Consider the following 21,079-nt stretch of genomic DNA (forward strand, 5'->3'; position numbering starts at 1 on the left):
AGGTGAAATTTATCCAATCACGTTTTTCCAACCTTTATAGGCCTGTTTTGCTTTGTACCTTCCATCTCCCGCCAAGGTGCTGTTGGCAGTCTGGTTAAATCCCTGGAGTTGCTCCAGACTTTTGTATATTTTTGATTGAAGTCCAGCCAAATAGGCAGCTCCTAAAGCGGAAACATCTGCAATGGCTATATTGGTGACTTTCCTTTCAAGCAGGTCTGCTAAGAATTGCAATACAAATTTATTTGCGGTAATCCCTCCGTCAATCTTGAGTTCAGAAAGTGGGGTGCCTGAATCTGCTTCCATGGCTGAAATCACATCTTTTATTTGATAGGGAACAGACTCTACCGCTGCCCGTATCACATGATTTTTGGTGGAGTCAAATGAAAGCCCTTCAATGGACGCTTTTCGCTTCATGTCCCAATGTGGTGCTCCTAATCCGGAGAAAGCAGGCACGATGTATACGCCACCATTGTCTGGCAAGGAATAGCATATTTCCTCTAAGTCTGCAGCATTTTCAAATAAACCGAGTTGGTTTTTAACCCATTCAATTGTGGCACCGGCTGAAACGATGATTCCTTCCAGTGCATAATCCACCCGATCTTCAGTGCTCCAGCAAATGGTGGTCACCATGCCATATTGAGAAGTTTTCGGTTTACTTCCTATGTTCATTAAAATAGAACTTCCAGTGCCAAGGGTTGCTTTTGCACTTCCTTGATCAAAACATCCTTCTCCAAAAGCCGCTGCATGGGAATCCCCAATCATGGCGGAAATACTGACAGAATGATCTATTAATCCTTCAAAGTTGGTGTCTCCAAAATGAAAGGAAGAAGGTTTTACTATTGGTAAATTCAGCTTTGACAAACCGAAATCCTCCAATAACTCTTTGTCCCAGCAAAGCTTGTTTAAATCAAAAAACAAGGTTCTGGAAGCATTGGTATAGTCCGTCAAATAGGATTGCCCCTTGGTTAATTTATAAAGCAACCAGGTATCAATGGTGCCAAAAAAAGCCTCTTCATTGTCTATTGCCTGTTTGATTTTAGGCTCGTTTTCATACAGCCAGATCACCTTTGTGCCAGAGAAATAGGGGTCAATGATTAATCCTGTTTTTTGATTGATTTTGGGTGCGAGCCCCTCGCTTTTCAGTCGTTCACAAACAGGGACAGATCGTTTACATTGCCAAACTACAGCATTGTAAAGTGCCTCACCTGCTTTGTTCCACAGGACAAAAGTTTCGCGTTGATTGGAAATGCCGCAGGCTTTGATTTTGCTCAAATCACCATTTTTAGCCTTAAATCCTTCCAGGCATTTGCCTATTGAGTTTAATATGTTTTGATAGATTTCTTCAGGCTCCTGCTCTACCCGGTTACCATCAAGGTAGTGGGTTTTTAGTGGTGCGGTCTCCTTGTGCAAAGCTTTACCTTGCTCATCAAAAACGATGGTTTTGGTACTGCTTGTTCCTTGATCTATGGCTAATATATAAGACATTTTTATTTTCGTAATTCGTTGTTATTAGGACTTAAGCAACGCTTGTTTATTCACTTTTCTGGTTGGACTTGTCAATGATTACCGCAAGGAGAATGACCAGCCCTTTAATTACTTGTTGCCAAAATGGGGAAACGCTCATAAGGATCAGCCCATTATTTAGGACTCCGATAATGATAGCACCTAACACAGTTCCCAGGATGGTTCCCCTTCCACCTGATAGGGAAGTTCCTCCAATCACCACTGCAGCGATGGCATCCAACTCATAACTGAAGCCGGCATTGGGTTGAGCAGAATCCAGACGAGCCGTTACCAAAATCCCACCTACTGCAGCAAGTATGCCGGCAAGGGCATATACCCACATTTTAACTTTTGCAATGGGTATTCCGGAGAGCAGTGAGGCATTTTCATTGCCACCTATGGCATAGATGTACCTGCCAAACCGGGTTTTTCCGGTTAGAACTATCGCTGTGACGACCACAATTCCTGATATCCAAACCGGCATGGGGATGCCCAAAAACCAACCTGTGCCTAAAAAACCAAAGGTCTCGCCCAAACCCGAAATCGGATGCCCCTTGGTCCAAAGCATGGTGAAACCACGTGCCATTGTAAGCATGGCCAGGGTAGCCACAAAGGGCGGCACTTTAAATTTGGTAATGGCATACCCATTGATAAATCCTAAGCCACCCCCAACAAGTAGACCGGCAAGTACAGCTCCTAAAACAGTAAAGCCTATGAATAAATTGATAGCAGGAATGCTGATTCCATTGCTAAGCAGGCCAGCCGTAACAGCCCCGCAAAAAGCCAGAATTGAACCTACAGAAAGATCAATTCCAGCAGTTAAAATCACCAGGGTCATGCCCACTGAAATGCAAACGTTTACTGAAATCTGACGCATGACATTCCAGAAATTGTCTGTAGTCATAAAGTTGTCTGTCATCAAAGCCAGGGCCAGGCATAAAATAAACAAGGCTATGAGAGACTGAAACTGAGCGATATTTAAATTTTTCTTTATAGAGATCATTGGTTCAGGTTTTCCGGTATGCAGGCATTCATAATATTGTTTTCTGTAGCATCTTCACTCGAGAATTGAGCGGAAATTTCCCCTTCAGCCATCACAAGTATCCTGTCAGAAATGGCTAGAATTTCTGGGATTTCTGAAGAGACTACGAGAATAGAGATGCCCGATTGGCTCAATTGGGATATCAATTCATAGATTTCATTTTTAGCATTGATATCAATGCCTCGGGTGGGCTCATCCAGCATAAGAACTTTTGGAGACCGGGCTATCCATTTGCCGAGAATAACCTTTTGTTGGTTTCCACCACTTAGGTTTTTAATAAGTTGTTCTTCACTGTGTACTTTTATCTTTAGTGAGGCTACATATTTGTCGTAAAGTTTTGTTTGCAAGGCAGTATTGAGGAATCCATAGCTGCTTACCTGCTCCATTACGGAAAGGCTTAGGTTTTTGCCTACAGACATATTGGGTACAATCCCGTCTTTTTTACGGTCTTCCGGCACCAGTGCCATACCTGCTTCAATGGCCATTATCGGGTTTTTGAAAAGCATTTCTTTTCCTTCCAATTCGATACTCCCGGTCATTCTGCGGTGGTGGAGGCCAAACAAGCTTTCGCAAAGTTCTGTCCTTCCGGCACCCATCAATCCATAAATTCCCAGTACTTCCCCATTGTGCAGGTCAAAATGAATATTGTTAAGCAAAGGTCGGCTGGGATTGTCAGGGTTTGTTAATTGCAAGTTTTTGACTTGTAAGACTTTTTCTTCAGAGGACTTTTTATTGGATTTTTTAATGACGTTTACTGAACGGCCAGCCATCATATTGATCAGCATGGGGCGGGAAATGGCTGAAACTTCACCTTGTCCAACGACTTTTCCGTCTCGTAAAACCACAAAATTGTCAGCCAAGGCAAACAACTCCTCCAGCTTATGTGAAATGTAGACAATGGCTTTTCCTTCTGCTTTTAACTTGTTAATTATTTCAAAAAGAACAGCCGTTTCACTTTCTCCTATTGCGGAGGTAGGTTCATCCATAAACACCACTGACGATTCAGTCAAAAGTGCCTTGGCAATTTCCACGATTTGTTGTTGGCCCACCCTCAGGGTGCTTACATTAGCGGTTGGTTCTACTTCCAGTTTTAGCCTTTCCAGAAGTTCTTTGGTTTTTCGGATCATTTTATCACGGTCCAAAAATCCAAAAGCATTGACCAATTCTCTACCCAGAAAAATATTTTGGGCTACAGTGAGGTAGGGGATAAGGTTTAATTCCTGATGGATAATGGATATGCCCATATCCTGGGCGTCTTTCGGTCTGGAGAATTTGATTTCCTGACCTTTAAATAAAATGTCCCCTTCGTAATCGGTGTGAATTCCCGACATGATCTTCAATAAAGTGGATTTTCCAGCACCATTTTCACCAATTAAGGCGGTGACTTTCCCTCCCTCGAGGCGCAAATCCACTTGGCTGAGAGCAGTAACCCCGGAGAACTTCTTGGTTATTTGTCGGACTTCAAGTAGCGCTGTCATGCTATTCTGTTATTTGAAGAGTAATAGGAATCACCTCAATCCGGCTAAGTTTTAGGTGCGCTTTATTGAGCTCAATCGCCCCCTCAAACCTTACCTTATCTCCTGTTTTTACTTTAGACCTGAATTCCGGGATAAGCTCCTTTCGAATTTTTTCATTGATGGATTCAGAGATGCTGTTAAAATCAGAGGAGTTGTCATAATCGTTTAACTTGACTAAACCTGAAGCGTCTCGGATGGCATTCCCATACACAAATTCCGTTTCCACTTCAATCACATGGCTTCCCACTTGCAGTAGGACATTGTTGTTATTGACGGCTGTAACCAGACCTTCTCCTTTGACTCTGAAATAGCCGATATTCCCAATGCCCAGTGCGTATCCGTAGGTTTCAAAAGCAGCAACCGTATTTTGTTCCAAGCTCTCTATTAAGAGCGCAATGTCTGGTGCATCTTTATAGACCATCCTTAATTCATTGCTCCAAATGCCATTTACATAGGCATTTGCATCAAAGCTTATTTCATTTCCATCTGCCAGTTTTTTATCCATTGGCTGAAAATAGACGGAATTATATCCCAATAGACCGATGACAAGTATTCCAATGCTGTATTTAATTGCTTTCCTGTTCATTTGCTTCCGTAGGCTTGGTAATCCTTCACATTTTCCTGGTTGACCATTTCTACGGTTACAGGTACCTTTTGGGCAAAATCCCGCTTTCCATCAAAATAGGATTGTGCGTATTCTGCTGCAGTTCTGGCGATCAATTTGGGAAATTGCATGCCTGTGGCCAGTATTTTCTTGTCTCTGATGGAGTTAATAACATCGCTTGCACCATCGAATCCAAAAACCATTACCTGATCTGCTTTGCCTGAAGAAACAAGTGCCTGATATGCTCCCATCGCCATGGCATCATTGCCACAAAATACCCCCTTGATGTCGGGGTGCACCTGTAGTATGGATTCCATAACTTCCATGGCTTTGTTTCTGTCGAAATCTGCATTTTGCTGGGCAACCATTTGAAGTTCGGGATAATTGTCGACCACAGAATGGAATCCTTTGGATCTGCTCCAGGTATTGTTGTCGCCAACTAAGCCTAGTATCTCAACATACTTGCCCTTTTTATTGAGCTTTTCAACGAAGTATTTCCCAATGGCTACGCAGCCGGCATAGCTGTCTGAAAGAATCTGACTTGTGGCTGCATCCGTTGCATTGATCTCTCGGTCCATGCAAAATACCGGCACCCCCTTTTCTTTGGCGATCCTTACATTGGCAATCGAGCCGTCTGCATCTGTAGGATTGAAAAGTATGGCATCATATCCTGAAGAAACAGCGTTTTCAAAATGATCTGTTTCTAGTGCGGTATTGTTTTGGGAATCAAAAATAGTGGCCTCAAATCCCAATTCAGTAGCACGATCTGCGGCTGTTTCTGCCAATACTACAAACCAGGGATTGTTAAGAGTGGACACAATTACGGCCACCTTTTTAGGTTGATTCAAGGCGCGTTCATCAGGTCCTCCGCAGCCATTTAAAATCAATGCTATTGCAAAAAAGCAAAGCATTTTTAAGGGGTTGAAATTGGTCATTTTGGGTTTGGGTGTTAATTTTTTAAAACTAATACTGCTTTCGCTACTATGCCATCACAGGAAATCCCGTAATGCTTAAAGATGTCATTTTGGGAACCGGTCACGGTGTACTCATCGGGAATGCCCATAATATGGAATGGGTTTCTCGCCCCTTGTTGAAAGAGGTAGGAAGCACAGGCTTCTCCTAATCCTCCGTTTACCATATGTTCTTCTACTGTAATTATTGGTTTCCCAGCTTTGGCTAAATCATCTAGAAGCTCTGTGTCCAAAGGTTTGATGGTATGCATGCTGATAACCTTGGTAGTGATTCCATGCTGCTGTTCCAAAACCTCGGCTGCCTGCCATGCGTGTTGGACGGTTTCCCCATTGGCAATGATGGTAAGGTCAGTTCCTTCACGGATTACTCTCCCCTTACCAAATTCGAATGTTTGGTTTTCTTCACTCAAGAAGGGTACGCTTTTTTTACCAAAGCGAAGGTAAATCGGTTGTTTAAGATTGGCGGCTAAACGCACCGCCTGTTCAGTTTCGAAGTTATCTGCAGGTACGACAATAGTGATATTGTTGATGGCCCGAAGCACGGCAAAGTCATGTAGGCTATGATGTGTGGTGCCTAATGCACCGTAGCTTACACCAGCACTTATTCCTACCAATTTCACGGGGTTATCCGAATAGGCCACATCGTTTTTGATTTGTTCAAGTGCTCTTGCTGTAAGGAAACAAGCGGGTGAAACAGCAAATGGTTTCTTTCCTGCAGAAGCCAGTCCTGCTGCTACGCCTACTAGATTTTGTTCAGCAATGCCAACCTCTACAATCTGATTTGGATATTTCTGTCCAAATGGAACGAGTTTCCCCGAACCGCGGGAGTCACTCGTTACGGCAATGATCGATGGGTCCGCAGCAGCTAAGTTTTCAAGGGTTTCAGCAAAAATTTCTTGGTTTGCTCTACCCATTTTTAAATTTTTATTTACAATTTTATCCAGTTCCATGATCTATGAGATTAATGCCTCAGCCGCGTCTAGTTCTGATATAGCCAATTCGTATTGTTCGGGGCTTGGGACGCCATGGTGCCATTTCAAAACGCTTTCCATATAACTCACCCCTTTTCCTTTGACTGTATGGGCAATGATGAAATTTGGTTTACCAATATTGTATGGGCCATTGTTTAATGCTTCTGTCAGTTCTTTTAAATTATGACCATCAACCTCTTTCACAGACCAACCAAAAGCTTCTAATTTTTCCTGAAGGGAATCAGTATTCATTACTTCCTGATTTGAACCGGTGATTTGCTGTTTGTTATTGTCCAAAATCGCGTATAGGTTGTCCAATTTATAATGCGATGCGGAAAGAAATGCTTCCCAGTTGGAGCCTTCAGGCAATTCACCATCTCCTAAAAGCGTAAATACCCGGTGTTGCTTTTTGTCCAGTTTGGCTGCAATAGCCTCTCCGACGCAGATTGGTAAACCATGGCCCAAAGCTCCGGTATTTTGCTCCACACCATTGACTTTTTTTGTAGGGTGACCGATATAGTGGGATTGGTACTGACAAAGCGTTTCCAGATCTGATTCAGGGAAAAAACCTCTGTCTGCAAGCGTGACAAACAAGGCTTCTACGCAATGTCCTTTACTTTGAATATAGCGGTCTCTATCGGGGTTTCTGAAATTTTCGATGTCTACATTAAGTACTTTATTGTACAATACATTCAATATGTCCACACAAGACAAGCTACCTCCAGTATGTCCAGCTTTTGCTTTGTAAATGTATTTGAGAATATTTTTTCTCAGGAATACTGACTTCTTTTCTAATTCTTTATCTGACATTATTGTTCTGTCTTCTTGGTAACAATTAACCTTTTTTTTACCCTTCGTGATGGTACACATCCCACCCCATATAATTTTCAAATGCTTCTTTCAAAGCATCAGAGGTATGTGAGGCATTCATCACCACATGATGTTCGAAACCATTTTTACATATATAATTCATTAATCTTTGAAGGTTTGGGATTTTGGCAACGGCCCTATTTCCGAAAGTCTTTAATTCGTCATCTGTTAAAACACCATCGCCCATATAGGCTTTCATGATTCCTTTGGTGTCATCTGTTGTGATTCTTCCAAAAGTCAATGGGGAGGCAGGCGTACGCCCGTCCAATGCACCATAGGTGTTTTCCACTCCTACAGTTGTACCTAGAATTGGAGCATTGCTTATTTCAATGTCTGGTAAGAAGGATTTAGCCCAGTTTCCACAATGGAAAAGCACACATTTATCCTCATCGTCCGCATAGTTATTGTTCCAGTCTACCAAAGCACTGGGAGAACCAGAGGCCAATTGCATTGCATACATGCTGAGGGTTCCCGTCACATCTACTTCACAGGCGCTAGGGATCATGCCTTCGCTAAACATACTTGAGCTGGTGCAAACATTGCAGCCATAATTTTGCTGAAGCGAAGTCCAACATTGAATGGCATTGGCATCCAGTTGATTTTCAGTCATAAAGTCATTCAATACCACATCAAGCTTTGCCATCTGAATTAAAGACTCACTTGGGGTTTTTCCGGTAGAAGCATAATTGTGAATTTTCTCCAAATGATCTTTTACCCGCTGATGGGTAATATCCAATTTATTGGCTTTGCCAAGTATTTCCGACAAATCGCAGGTGACTACAGAAATACCATTTTTTTGCAATATTTTTTCACTGTACCTCACCGTGTTAAAAGCAGTGGGTCTGGCGCCAATGGCTCCAATTCGAACATTTTTCATCCCTTTAACTACACGGCAAACACCCAGGAATTTTTGTAAATCTGCCTGAAAGGATGGGTCGGTAGGGTGGACCACGTGTTTGGTAGTGATCGAATATTTGATACCGTATTGGTAAAGGTTATTGCAAACTGAGATTTTCCCACACCATGAATCTCTTCTGTTGGCTACATTTAGTTTATTCAGCTCATCAGGGTATCCTTGAATAAGTACCGGCACTTTAAGATCAGCAAGGTGTAAAGTGTCTGCAATTCCTCGTTCATCTCCGAAATTTGGGAGTACTACTAAAACACCTGCTATATCTTCCTTATGCTTCTTGAAAAGATCAGCACATTTCCTTGCATCTGTATAGGTTTCAACACCACCAAGTTTAGTCTCATTTTCTCCAAGAATAACGGCTTTTATACCTTGTTTCTCAAGTACGTTTAAGACCTCAACCCTTGATTCTGACACAAGTTTGTCAGGGAAAAAATCTCTGTTTCCTATGATAATGCCTAAAGTAATGTTTTGATTTTTCATTGTTTTGTAAGAAATGGTACTTTTTACTTTCTGTTTCTTTAATTATTGTCTTCAGCGATGATTAATTGGATTTCGTTTTCTTTGAAGACTTCTTTGTGTTTATTTTCGACCCCTTCGTCGGTGATAATGTAATCGATAAGGGATAAAGCTCCGAGACTGGCAAAAGCACTTTTTCCAATTTTTGAAGAATCAGCTACCAGGTAGGTAATGTCTGCGGCATCAATCATGGCTTTTTTCACTACAAGATCGCTAAGGCTTGGATAAGTAAGGCCAGATTTTAAGGATATGCCTGCAGTAGCCAGAAAGAGTTTCTGCACATTCAGTCCCTTAAAAAAGTCAGCCGCTTTTTGGCCGGTAAGTGATAAGGTAGGCGCCTTGAATTCACCTCCGGTCATGATAATGTCTATGTTTGGATTTGCTCCTAGCATCAGTGCTATATTTAGGGCATTCGTAATGACGGTTAACCCTTTGATATTAATAATTTTTTTAGCGATCTCTGTCGTAGTAGAGCCAGAATCAAGAATGATTGTGTCTCCGGGGTGAATGAATTCCAGACATTTTTCAGCAATAATTTCTTTTTCCTTTAGGTTATCCTGATGTACTAATGAGAAATTACGCACCTGGTCTTCGACATTTTTTAAATGTACACCACCATGCTCCCTAATGACCAATCCATTTTTCTCCAATTTCTCTAGGTCCTGTCTTATAGTGACCTCTGTGACTTTAAAGATTCTGGCCAGGTCGATAACTTTGGCAGATCCATCTTCTTTTAGTAAGTCAAGTATCTTTTCTTTTCTTTGTTTTGGCAACATTATTTCTTTGTATTTTGCGGAAGAACGAAGATAATTAACCTCTAAATAGTATCGTAAGTTTTTTTTTCTTTTTGTTTTGGTTAAAAGTTATCAATAATGATTTTAATTTATTGTTGTGTTCAATACACTATATTTAATAAGAAATCAAAGGTCTGGATTTAAGCTAATTTCAAAGATTTCTTAATGGTGATTTTAGTTAATATGGGCGTGTGCAAGCAATTAAGCCTGCCCACGCTCCATAATTATAGGAATAATAGGTATGTATTCTATTTTATTGATAACCTTGATGTTGAACAAATTCCTCCCGATTGGTTACCGCATCCAATTGAGCTTGGGGTATCGGTCTTATCAAGTGGAAAGGTTCTACTCTGGTGACATCAGGGTTTAAACTCAAAACTCTTTCCACCAATTTCTCTGTTCTTTTCAAGTCAAACCATCTCAATTGCTCCCCGGCAAACTCTCTAGCACGCTCGTCCAAAATAAAATCAAGGGTTACCTCTTCCGCAGTGATTTTCATTGCTTCTTCCAAACCAGGTTTTGCTGCGCGTGTTCTTACTACATTGATAAGGTCTGCTGCTGATTGTTTGTCGCCAAGAAACATCTGGGCCTCTGCTGCAATAAGGTACAATTCAGCAAATCGGATGACAAAAGCATCCCTTGAGCTTTGCGCTTCATTGGCACTAGACCGGGTATTGTCCATGTGCTTGGTCAGGGTAGGGTAGCGAAGGTTGTCCCTTACAGTACCATTCTCATTGTAGATGTCGTTCCTGTTGTATACTTGATACACATGACCGGGACTACCTGTGAAAGTGCTTCTGGTAGCCACCACTGCCGTGTCACCAACAGTCATTCCGGCCGGTGTGTTGGTTGAATTGGCGTACCAAACCTCCATAAATGAACCTTCGTATCTGGAGTCTTCTTCGCTAAAAAGGTCAAGAAACGCCCTTGTAGGCATGTACCTATTGAAGGGTCTTCCGTACTCAATTGCTCTTGTCATCCCAGGGAGGTTGTCGTATTTCATTAGGAAATGCAAGTGACCATTGTTACTGCCTCTTCCATGTCCTAATGGGTTGGTAGAGGAATTCCGAAGGTCATTTAGTGTTAGGTTTTCTGCATAATTAACTGCGTAAACAATTTCACTGTTTTGGTTATTTCCCATATCCCATAGATCTGCATAATTTGAGACTAACTCGTAGCCAAAACCCCCATTGATGACTGATTCAGCCATTTGGGATGCTTCATTGTACATTTTTCTGGTAAGGTAAATCCGTGCCAGGAAAGCCATGGCTGCAGGTTTTGTAACCCTTCCGTAGTCTGAAGTTGTGGTGGATAAATTGGCTACAGCAAAATCCAGATCTGTCAGTATTTGGTCATAAAAGGTGTCTACAGGTGTTTTATTGGCTGTCGTGATGATTCCTTGGGATTCTTCAAGCGTAAAATGTACGCCTCCCCATGTTTCCACAATATGGTAGTAATAAAAGGCCCTTAAAAATTTCAATTCAGCCTCTCTTTGTGAGCGCATGGAGGGGGTGAAACCTGCTTCCTCAATACGGTTAATTCCTGCATTGGTAAGGTTTATCGCTGCATACAATTCCCTCCATTCGGTGGTAATTGGTGCATTGGTGCCTTGTAAATTGGTATATGTAGTAAGGTCAGGCCAAACATCACCTGCGGCGCTTATCCATATGTCCGTGCCCATTTCAGTCATATTAAAACCTTCTTCTTTTCCATACCACCACCTTTGGTAAGAATATGCGGCATTGACCAAAGATTCAAACCCTTCAGGTGTACTGTAAACCGCTTCAGCAGTAAGACCACTGGGGTTGTATTCTTCCAGCACATCATTACATGATGTCGTAAATAGGGCCACGAATAATGCGGCTGCTGATAGTGTTTTTATATTTTTCATTTTGAATCGATTAAAAGCCAAGATTGATTCCGAAAACATAATTTTTTAACATAGGGTAACTTTCTCCACCACCTCGCTCAGGATCATATTCATCCAGCTTTTTGCTTTTGGTAAAGGTGAATAGGTTGGAGCCGGAAAAGTAAATCCTCATATTACTGAATATTGATTTGTCCGTGCTTGGTAGTGTGTAGCCCAGTGAAAGATTTCGTACCCTGAGGTAAGACCCGTCTACATAGCCTATTGTGCTCCAGTAAAGAGTGGAGGAGCCGGATACTCCAGCATTTGGTCTTGGATATTCATTGGTTGGGTTTTCCGGGGTCCAATAATCAATAACCTTCGTACTATTGCTCAAATTGGACTGCCGATCGTATCTGCCTAGAAAGTCAGGATCAATCGTTTGACCCCAACGGGCAAATAGGTACACGCTAAAGTCAATTCGCTTATAGGTTACTTTATTGTTTAAACCACCAAACCAATCCGGTCTATTATTGCCTGCAAGAACACGTCTATCATTGACGGCGTCAATTTTCATGTCTCCATTTTGGTCTTTCACTTTTATGTCACCAGGCACCTGCCCATAAACTGCGGCTTCATCTGCCTCATTGGTTTGCCATATTCCCAGTTTTTCATAATCGTAAAAAACACTTATCGGTTGACCAACAAACCATCCATTTCCAATATCGTCCACTCCTTCGGTAACCAAGGAAACAATTTCCTCCCTGTTTCTAGTGAAGGTAAGTGTGGTTTCCCATTGCAGGTTTTCGTTTTCGATATTTAGGGAATTAATCCCGATTTCAACTCCCTGATTTTTGGTTTTACCAATGTTTTGGTACACCTGCTGTACACCTGAAGTTGGTGGCAGGCCACGTGGCAAAAGAAGGTCAGATGTGCGGGTGTCGTAAATGTCCATTGTGGCATTTATTCTGCTTCTCCATAGTCCTAAGTCAATGCCAAAGTTGGTTGTTTCAGACAATTCCCATCCAGCATCTGGATTGCCTAAGAGTGGGGAGAAGGTAAACCCTTGGAAACTTGATTCACCGAAAGCCATAGGGATTCTGGTTAAAGAACTTTGTGTTCCATAGGCTTTAATTCCTGAGTTTCCTGCTACACCATAGCTCAAGCGAAGTTTTAACTCACTAACAGCAGCTACATTCTGCATAAAGTTCTCATCTACTACTCTCCAAGCAAATGCTGCTGAAGGGAAATAGGCCCATTTATTTCCTTTGGACAATCTTGAAGCGCCATCCGCTCTATCTGTAAGGGTTATCAGGTATTTGCCTTTATAACTGTAATTCAAACGTGCGGCGAAGGAGAGTACATTCCATTTCGAAAACCCACTGTTAATGGAAATGTTGTCAGGGGCATTCCCTAGTCCAAAAAACAATTGGCCAGGAAGTAATTGGTTTTCCCCTTGGGCAAGAACATTGTCCGACTCTTCCTGCACAAAACTGCTTAATGCTGTAATGGCAAATGAATGGTCCTTAATCTCCTTTTGGTAATTGATAACATTGTCCCAGTTGATAAAGCGGCTATTGGATGCGGTGTATTGTGCACGACTGGTGCCACCGTTTCTACTGATGGAATTGGATGCTTCGAAAAGACCAACCCTGGTGTTATTGATATTTGTGCCAAAATTTGTCCGGAAGTTAAACCCTTCAAAAGGCTTCAATTCCAAGTATACGTTGGCGAGTACATTTGTTATTTTGCCTTTGTTTGAGAATATGTCTGGTTGTTCATCCGCCAAAGGGCTAATCGAGGATCCTCCGAGTGGATAGACAATGAAATCTCCATTTTCATCATATACAGTTCCAAGAGGGATGATTTTATTGGCCATGTTCAATGGATCCCTACGGTAACTTTCATCTCTATTGGCCACCTGCGCTTGCATACCGGCTTTTATCCAACTGTTGAAAGTATGGTCTACATTGGTTCTAAGCGTGTATCGTTTTACATTGTCAAATTTCAAAATGCCATTTTCTCCATAAAAATCCAGAGAGGTGTATACTTTGGTTCTGTCCCCTCCGGAATTAACTCCAAGATTGTAATTTTGCTGATTACCATTGCTTAATAGTAAGCTTTGGTAGTCAATCCAATCTCCATTTGCGATGGCTGCCAGTTCTTGGGTATTAAAAATCAATGGGTCATCAGCCACCGAGTTCCATTTTCCTGTAGTCCTATTGGCTTCTCTTTTGATGGCCACGTATTCGTCTCCATTCAATACCGAAGGGTATCTGGAAACCTCTGACACCCCATAATAGGAGTTAAGAGTGACCGAAGGCTTTCCGGAGCTTCCTTTTTTGGTAGTAATGATAACTATACCGTTTGCACCCTGCCACCCATAAATGGCTGTAGAAGAAGCATCTTTTAAAAATTCCATTGACTCAATATCGTTGGGATTGATATTGTCAATGCTTCCCGTTTGAACGCCGTCTACAATAAATAAAGGATTGTTACTGGCTCCAATGGATCTGTTTCCTCTAATCCTAATATTGATGCCAGAAGATGAGGAACCATTGCCTCGCGTGATGTCCACACCTGCAATTTTTCCTTGAATGGACTCTAAAGGGTTTTGAGCCGGTACTTGTCTGATTTCCTCACTTTTGACGGAGGTAACCGCTCCTGTGAGGTCTCTTTTCTTAACCGTACCGTATCCAATCACGACAACTTCCTCCATATTGGTAATATCGGGAGTCAGGGTAATCTGAATAGAAGTTTGGTTACCTACTTTTACTTCCTGCGGGATATACCCAATGGAGCTAAAGACCAATGTTGCATCTGCCGCCGCTGAAATAGTGAATTTGCCATCAATATTAGTTGCAGTCCCAATATTGGTGCCTTTTACCAGAACAGTTGCTCCCGGAAGCACATCGTCTAAGTCGGATGATTTAACAGTTCCAGTAATAGTGGTGTTCTGAGCAGATAGCTCAGAAAGAATAAGCATAAAACAGGCAATGACGAACAAGGCTGTTTTTAAAAGCCTACCTCCAGATGATGGAGGGATTTTAATGTAAGAATATTTCATCATGGTTTTTTGGGATTTGTTAACAGCAAAGGTTAAATAGTATGTTTGAATAGGTTTTTGATATAATTTTCTCGGTATTCGTAAAATAAAGAAACTAAAAGAAAGTAAATGGTAAATATGTCGGGTATAAATCTAGTCATAATAAGATTTAAAATAAAAATATTTTAAAATATATTTTCGAAAAATTACTTTTAATTTTTCTTTTACTTTCTTTTTGATACATTTATACCCAGTATTTAAATAGATAATGGATGTTTATAGTATTTAATAAGCTGAAATTGAACTAATAGTGATTGAATTGTAAAACGTAAATAAAAGAAAATTAGTCATAAATAATAATGAAGAAAACAGTAGGTTTAAGGTTCATAGTACTTGTTTTAATTGTCACTTTTTGTGGTTGTGGAAGCAAGGTAAGGGGGCAGGATAAGCCCAGGGTTTTAATAAGTTCTGATATAGGGGGGACTGATCCTGATGATTTTCAGTCCATGATACATTTATTAATGTATGCGGATCAATTTGAAATTGAGGGGCTGGTAGCTTCACCTTTCGGAGATGGACGTAAAAGCAATTTTTTGGACATAATTGAAGATTATGAAAAAGATTATGCCCAGTTAGCAAAACATGCAAGTGACCTTCCGAAACCCGCTGCCTTGAGAGCGGTGGTCAAGCAGGGTGCCATTCAGGCAGCTCCTTTTCAGGGGTATTCTACTTCTACGGAAGGTTCAGATTGGATCATTAAATGCGCCAAAAAAGAAAGTGATCAGCCGCTTTGGGTTTTGGTTTGGGGAGGAATAGAAGACCTCGCTCAGTCATTGCATGATGCTCCGGAAATAAAGGAGAATATAAGGGTGTATTGGATAGGAGGTCCTAATAAGAAATGGAGCATCAATGCCTACTCTTATATAGCGGCCAATCACGGAGACCTTTGGATGATAGAGACCAATGCGACCTATAGGGGCTGGTTTATGGATGAAGATTCTCCTGAAGCATTTAAAGCTGAAACTTATTATGATAATTTTATCCAGGGGCGAGGTGTAATGGGTAAGGATTTTATCAATTATTATAATGGAGAAATAAAAATGGGAGATACCCCTTCACTGGCTTATGTTATGAATGGAGACCCGGAAGACCCTACAGGAGAAAGTTGGGGTGGTAGCTTTGAGAAGATAGACCGCAGTTCCAGAAGTGTATTTGAAGGTGGCAGCACCAAGGCAGATACAGTGGCCGCTTATGCTACAATCGAATGGAGATTTAAAGGGCCTAAAATAATGGTTCCGGAGGATTCTACAGTTTTTCATATCAAAATACAAGGTCAGGTTTGGCCGGGTTATTACCTCGGAGAGGGGATTTACGGAGTGAAATATAGCTCTAAAAAGGCTGAACACGGTAAATACAAAACCAGTAGTGAAATCCCTGAACTGAATGGCTTGGAAGGAGAATATATCAGTACCATTCCTTGGCCAGGTAAACCCTCTTCAGACGATTACCAGTTAGGTTCCAACTGGTACAGTGACCGATTAGCTGAAGGATTATTTATAAAAGACCAACAAGGAGCAAAAACCATTGCTAAATTCAGAGAAGCCTTTTTGGGCGACTGGGGAGATAGATGGAAATGGTTGGAGAAGTAAACGTAATAGAAAAACTATTGCCTACTTAGGGATTAATATTACTACAAATAAGGAAATTCAATTACAATGAAAAATAGAATCGCACTTTCAAAAACAATTGGATTAATAGGGTTAATTGCAGTTTTTGCGATTGGCTCCGCAATGGGTCAGAAAGATTCCAAAGATTTTCAAGACATGCGCTGGAAGGATGTTGCTGTGAAAATGCCGGAAGCCTGGTATGCTTCCAATGAAGCAAAACTTGTAGCAGAAAATGTACTGCTGACCCAAAAAGCTATTGGTGGTTGGGAAAAAAACAAGCCCTATCATCATCCAATGGATGCTGGTAAAAAAGCAGCTTACCTAAAAACAAAAGATGAAATTGGAGCAACATTTGATAATGATGCAACCATTACCGAGTTGAGATTTCTCGCCAATGTATATTCAAAAACCAAGGACGAACGCTACAAGCAGGCTTTTGAAAAAGGTATAAATTATATACTCAAGGCACAATACGACAATGGGGGTTGGCCTCAGTTTTATCCGGTACGCAAAGGAAGTGTGGCGTATTCCGGCCACATCACCTTCAATGACGATGCCATGGTCAATATAATGCGCTTCCTAAAAGAATTGCTATCCGATGATCCCGCTTTTCAGTCCATGCAATTGTCGGACAGTAAAAAAGCCAAAATTCAGGAAGCCTATGACAAAGGAATAGCGTGTTTTCTAAATACTCAGATTGTCGTCAAAGGGGAGCCTACCGCATGGTGTGCTCAACATGATTCTGTAACCCTTGCACCCGCAAAAGCCAGAAGTTATGAATTGCCTTCATTTAGTGGATCGGAATCTGTAGGAATAGTGCTTATGCTTATGGAAATAGAAAACCCATCCAATGAAGTCAAGGCTTCTATAAATGGAGCTGTAAAATGGTTTGAAGACCACAGCGTAGGACGATTAAGGGTAGACACTCAGACGATGCCTGATGGAAGCAAGGACAGAATTGTGGTAGAAGATAAAAATGCGCCTTTACATTGGGGCCGATTTTATGACTTGGAAACCGAGAAAATATATTTCTGCGATAGAGACGGTATTAAAAAGGATTCCATAACGGAGATAGGTCATGAGCGAAGAAACGGCTATAGCTGGTACACCCGGGCTCCGGAACAAATGCTGGAAAAATACCCGGAATGGAAAAAAAGAAATGGGATTAACTAAAACAAGAATTGGCAATTTGTTTTTTTATGAAATGGATTTTAATCGATTCTTTAATACCAATCAAATAATTTGAGGACAATAAACACAATTAACAAGAGTACAAAAGTTCGGTTTTCCGCTTCATTTGGGCCCTTTTAAAATAAAACATTCCATGAAACATTTAATCCTTAGTGCAGTATTGCTATTGATAGTATTTAATAGCGGTGCCCAACAACTTGCCTTTCCAACAGCCGAAGGCTACGGGAAATTTTCTCAAGGGGGTCGAGGTGGTGTTGTGTTTGAAGTTACCAATTTGAATGACAGTGGAGAAGGAAGTTTAAGAGCTGCAGTGGAGGCAGCGGAGCCAAGAACAGTGGTTTTTAAAGTCTCAGGTACTATTTCCCTGGAATCTCCTTTGCGGATCAAGCATCCTTATATCACCATTGCCGGTCAGACGGCCCCTGGTGATGGGATTTGCCTTAAAAAGAATCCATTGATAATAGAGGCAGACCATGTCATTATTAGGTATTTGAGGGTTAGGTTGGGGAATGAATCAGGCGAAGATACCGATGCGGTCTCAAGCAGGTATACCCAACACATTATTCTGGATCATATTTCAGCCAGTTGGAGTGTGGATGAAACCATGTCTATTTATCATTGCGACAGCATTACTGTTCAGTGGAGCATTATTTCTGAAAGTATGTATAACTCCAATCACGTAAAAGGAGCACATGGTTTTGGAGGGATATGGGGCTCAAACTATGGTACCTACCATCATAACCTCATAGCTAGTCATGGCAGTCGCAATCCGAGAATGGCATCAGGTTCTGGCTACACAGATTATAGAAACAATGTAATCTACAATTGGGGGTACAACAGTTGCTATGGTGGAGAAAATCAACAAGTTGGCAATCCTAAATTTTCTTTTTCAAAGTTCAATATTGTGGCCAATTATTATAAACCAGGACCGGCCACAATTCCGGGAGAGGTTTCCTATAGGATTGCCAACCCATCCATGCGCAAGAAAACCAGTGATTTTGGTAAATGGTACATTGCTGGCAATGTCATTGAAGGAAATAACAAAGTGACTGCTGACAATTGGGATGGAGGAGTGCAGCCACAGGGAGGAGCCCAAAATCTTCAATTTGTGAAGATGGAAGCATCCTGGCCTTCTATGCCTATTCACCAGCACACAGCGGAAAAAGCCTTTGAGGCAGTCCTCGAAAATGCAGGAGCCACCTTGCCTAAAAGAGACCTTGTGGACAAAAGAATAGTTAAGGAAGCAAAAGAAGGACAGGCTTCCTTTGAGGGTGAAAGCTATAAGAAAAATAAAACGCTCGCAGATAAGTCCAAAAAATCCGGTATAATTGATTCACAAAAAGATGTAGGGGGCTGGCCAAATTTAAAAAGTGCACCAGCACCTGAGGACAAAGATCACGATGGCATGCCAGATGATTGGGAAAAGATAAACGGTCTTGATCCTTCGAATGCGGCGGATAGAAACAATTTAGCGGATGGTTACACCATGCTAGAGAAATATTTAAATAGCATCAATTAATATTTGACCCAGAATAACAAATATATGCTTGATATTAAATGGAGTAGTAATTGGATTGGCCTTTTTACGGCAATCATTTTCGCACCACTATTGCCGGTAAATGCTCAGGAAAAAGCTTTGGTAAACACCTCCAAAAGCCCGTATGCCAAACAAGTTTCGGTGGACATGGATGCGGTAAAATGGACTGATGGCTTTTGGGGGCATTGGGCGGATGTCAGTAAGGACACCATGGCCATGAATATGTTGCACATTTATGAGAATGATACCCTTAGCCATGGTTTTCTCAATTTTGAAATAGCAGCGGGATACAAAGAAGGAAGACATAGGGGCGCTCCTTTTCATGACGGAGATTTTTATAAAACGCTTGAAGCCTTAGTGTCCGTTTATGCCAGCACAAAAGACCAAAGGTATTATGATGAGCTAGAGCGGATCATAACAGTGATCGCGGACGCACAGAGAGCAGATGGTTATATTCATACTTCTACAATAATTAAACAGCGAAATAATCCTGAAAATGCGGTAGAGTTTGAAGATCGAATGAACTTTGAAACGTATAATATGGGCCATTTGATGACGGCGGCCAGCTTACATTATCGCATAACCGGGCAGACCGACTTTTTGGACATTGCGATCAAGGCAACAGATTTTCTTGTTGCCTACCATGAAAATGCAACTGCCGAACAAGCTCAAAATGCGATCTGTCCTTCCCATTATATGGGAGTAATTGAAATGTATAGAACCACTAGAAACAAGGAATACCTCGACCTTGCAGGTAAAATGATTGATATTCGTGGAATGATAACTGATGGTACAGACCACAATCAGGATCGGATCCCATTCCGGCAACAGCGAGAAGCCGTAGGACATGCCGTTCGTGCCAATTACCTGTACGCTGGCGTAGCGGATCTTTATGCAGAAACAGGGGAGGATTCTTTGATGATGGCATTGGAAAGTATTTGGAAGGATGTGGTCACTAAAAAACTCTACATCACTGGAGCTACAGGGGCTTTGTATGACGGAGTGTCCCCAAATGGAACCACCTACAAGCAGTCAATTATTCAGCAAGTCCACCAGGCTTATGGGCAGGCTTTTCAGCTTCCCAATATTTCAGCCTACAATGAAACCTGTGCTAATATTGGAAATGTCTTGTGGAACCACCGCATGCTTTTGGTAACAGGAGACAGCCGTTTTGCTGATATATTAGAGCTTAGCTTGATCAATAGTGTATTGTCCGGTACTGATCTGGGTGGGACCAATTTTAATTATACCAACCCCCTGAGAGTAGATAAGGACTTGCCCTTTACATTTCGCTGGAACAAGGTCAGGGAACCCTATATTTCAAAATCGAACTGCTGTCCTCCCAATGTCGTCAGAACGGTTGCGGAAACCCATAATTATGCCTATGCATTATCTGATAATGGTTTGGTCGTTAATTTGTATGGTAGCAATGAACTGAAAACCAGTTTGCCAAATGGTTCAAGCCTAGCGTTAAAACAAGAGACGGATTACCCTTGGGATGGAAAGATAAAGCTAAGCATCGAAAAAACCGGGCAAGATCCCTTTGCCATAGATCTACGAATCCCTGCCTGGGCCAGTCAGGCTAACATCACGGTAAATGGAGAGAAAACAGACCGAAACCCAACAGCCGGAAGTTATTTTTCTCTTTTCCGAAATTGGAAAAAGGGAGATGTGATTGAATTAAATTTACCAATGAAGGCCCGTTTGATGGAGGCCAACCCGCTGGTGGAGGAAACCAGGAATCAGGTAGCCGTTGTGCGAGGGCCAATTGTTTATTGTATTGAATCTCCAGATTTGCAAGATGTTCGCATTTTTGATGTTGAGCTTCCTGCTGCCATTCAATTTACCCCTGTCAAAAAAATGGTGAAAGGTTCCTCGCTAACCTTCTTGGAGGGGCAGGCCTTGTTACAAGAAAAGCCCGATTGGGCCGGTAAATTGTACCAGGAAGTAGATCAAAAAAACACACTGAATCCCATCAATATCAGGTTGATTCCCTATTTCGCTTGGGGGAATAGAGGAGAATCAGAAATGGCAGTTTGGATGCCATTAAAAAAGTAAAGGAATCATGGGGTATTCTTCTCTCTGGCAATT

15 protein-coding genes are annotated in these 21,079 nt (G+C 41.6%); 4 read left to right on the forward strand and 11 right to left on the reverse strand.

The features are described from left to right. Positions 1–9: 9 nt before the first annotated feature. The 11 genes from CA2015_RS14170 to CA2015_RS14220 form a co-directional block, all read right to left on the reverse strand. The gene (locus CA2015_RS14170) at positions 10–1,485 is read right to left on the reverse strand and encodes an FGGY family carbohydrate kinase (RefSeq protein ID WP_048642490.1); all 1,476 of its coding nucleotides are present in this window, start codon (positions 1,483–1,485) and stop codon (positions 10–12) included. A gap of 46 nt (positions 1,486–1,531) precedes the next feature. Further along, entirely contained in the window at positions 1,532–2,506 is a 975-nt protein-coding gene (locus CA2015_RS14175; RefSeq protein ID WP_048642491.1) for an ABC transporter permease, read from the reverse strand. Beyond that, positions 2,503–4,023 carry a sugar ABC transporter ATP-binding protein gene (locus tag CA2015_RS14180; protein ID WP_048642492.1) on the reverse strand — a complete coding sequence of 507 codons (1,521 nt, stop codon included), beginning with the start codon at positions 4,021–4,023 and terminating at the stop codon, positions 2,503–2,505. The genes CA2015_RS14175 and CA2015_RS14180 overlap by 4 nt, the downstream gene beginning before the upstream one ends. Before the next feature lies 1 nt (position 4,024). Next, on the reverse strand, positions 4,025–4,648 hold the full coding sequence (locus CA2015_RS14185) for a DUF2291 domain-containing protein (protein ID WP_048642493.1): 624 nt from the start codon (positions 4,646–4,648) through the stop codon (positions 4,025–4,027). Further along, positions 4,645–5,577 carry a D-ribose ABC transporter substrate-binding protein gene (locus tag CA2015_RS14190; protein WP_048644533.1) on the reverse strand — a complete coding sequence of 311 codons (933 nt, stop codon included), beginning with the start codon at positions 5,575–5,577 and terminating at the stop codon, positions 4,645–4,647. The genes CA2015_RS14185 and CA2015_RS14190 overlap by 4 nt, the downstream gene beginning before the upstream one ends. 38 nt (positions 5,578–5,615) lie before the next feature. Next, positions 5,616–6,587 carry a transketolase family protein gene (locus CA2015_RS14195; RefSeq protein WP_048642494.1) on the reverse strand — a complete coding sequence of 324 codons (972 nt, stop codon included), beginning with the start codon at positions 6,585–6,587 and terminating at the stop codon, positions 5,616–5,618. A gap of 3 nt (positions 6,588–6,590) precedes the next feature. Beyond that, on the reverse strand, positions 6,591–7,418 hold the full coding sequence (locus CA2015_RS14200) for a transketolase (protein WP_048644534.1): 828 nt from the start codon (positions 7,416–7,418) through the stop codon (positions 6,591–6,593). A gap of 37 nt (positions 7,419–7,455) precedes the next feature. Then, complete coding sequence (locus CA2015_RS14205) at positions 7,456–8,871, reverse strand: L-fucose/L-arabinose isomerase family protein (protein WP_048642495.1); 1,416 nt, start codon at positions 8,869–8,871, stop codon at positions 7,456–7,458. 38 nt (positions 8,872–8,909) lie between these two features. Next, the gene (locus tag CA2015_RS14210; protein ID WP_048642496.1) at positions 8,910–9,683 is read right to left on the reverse strand and encodes a DeoR/GlpR family DNA-binding transcription regulator; all 774 of its coding nucleotides are present in this window, start codon (positions 9,681–9,683) and stop codon (positions 8,910–8,912) included. 271 nt (positions 9,684–9,954) lie between these two features. After that, entirely contained in the window at positions 9,955–11,592 is a 1,638-nt protein-coding gene (locus CA2015_RS14215; protein ID WP_048644535.1) for a RagB/SusD family nutrient uptake outer membrane protein, read from the reverse strand. A gap of 10 nt (positions 11,593–11,602) precedes the next feature. After that, positions 11,603–14,617: a SusC/RagA family TonB-linked outer membrane protein gene (locus CA2015_RS14220; protein ID WP_048642497.1), complete on the reverse strand. Its 3,015-nt coding sequence runs from the start codon at positions 14,615–14,617 to the stop codon at positions 11,603–11,605. 335 nt (positions 14,618–14,952) lie between these two features. On the opposite strand from CA2015_RS14220, the gene CA2015_RS14225 reads away from it, so the two are divergent. The 4 genes from CA2015_RS14225 to CA2015_RS14240 all read left to right on the forward strand — a co-directional run bounded on the left by CA2015_RS14225 (position 14,953) and on the right by CA2015_RS14240 (position 21,046). Beyond that, positions 14,953–16,242, forward strand: coding sequence for a nucleoside hydrolase-like domain-containing protein (locus tag CA2015_RS14225; RefSeq protein WP_048642498.1), 1,290 nt, complete (start codon positions 14,953–14,955; stop codon positions 16,240–16,242). Between the two features lie 66 nt (positions 16,243–16,308). Further along, a complete protein-coding gene (gene pelA, locus CA2015_RS14230) occupies positions 16,309–17,433 on the forward strand; it encodes a pectate lyase (protein WP_048642499.1) in 1,125 nt (374 codons plus the stop codon). A 151-nt stretch (positions 17,434–17,584) separates the two neighbouring features. Next, positions 17,585–18,970 carry a pectate lyase family protein gene (locus CA2015_RS14235; RefSeq protein WP_048642500.1) on the forward strand — a complete coding sequence of 462 codons (1,386 nt, stop codon included), beginning with the start codon at positions 17,585–17,587 and terminating at the stop codon, positions 18,968–18,970. A 24-nt stretch (positions 18,971–18,994) separates the two neighbouring features. Then, positions 18,995–21,046 carry an aceric acid hydrolase gene (locus CA2015_RS14240; RefSeq protein ID WP_240477809.1) on the forward strand — a complete coding sequence of 684 codons (2,052 nt, stop codon included), beginning with the start codon at positions 18,995–18,997 and terminating at the stop codon, positions 21,044–21,046. Positions 21,047–21,079 lie beyond the last annotated feature (33 nt).

Source organism: Cyclobacterium amurskyense (assembly GCF_001050135.1).
GTDB lineage: Bacteria > Bacteroidota > Bacteroidia > Cytophagales > Cyclobacteriaceae > Cyclobacterium > Cyclobacterium amurskyense.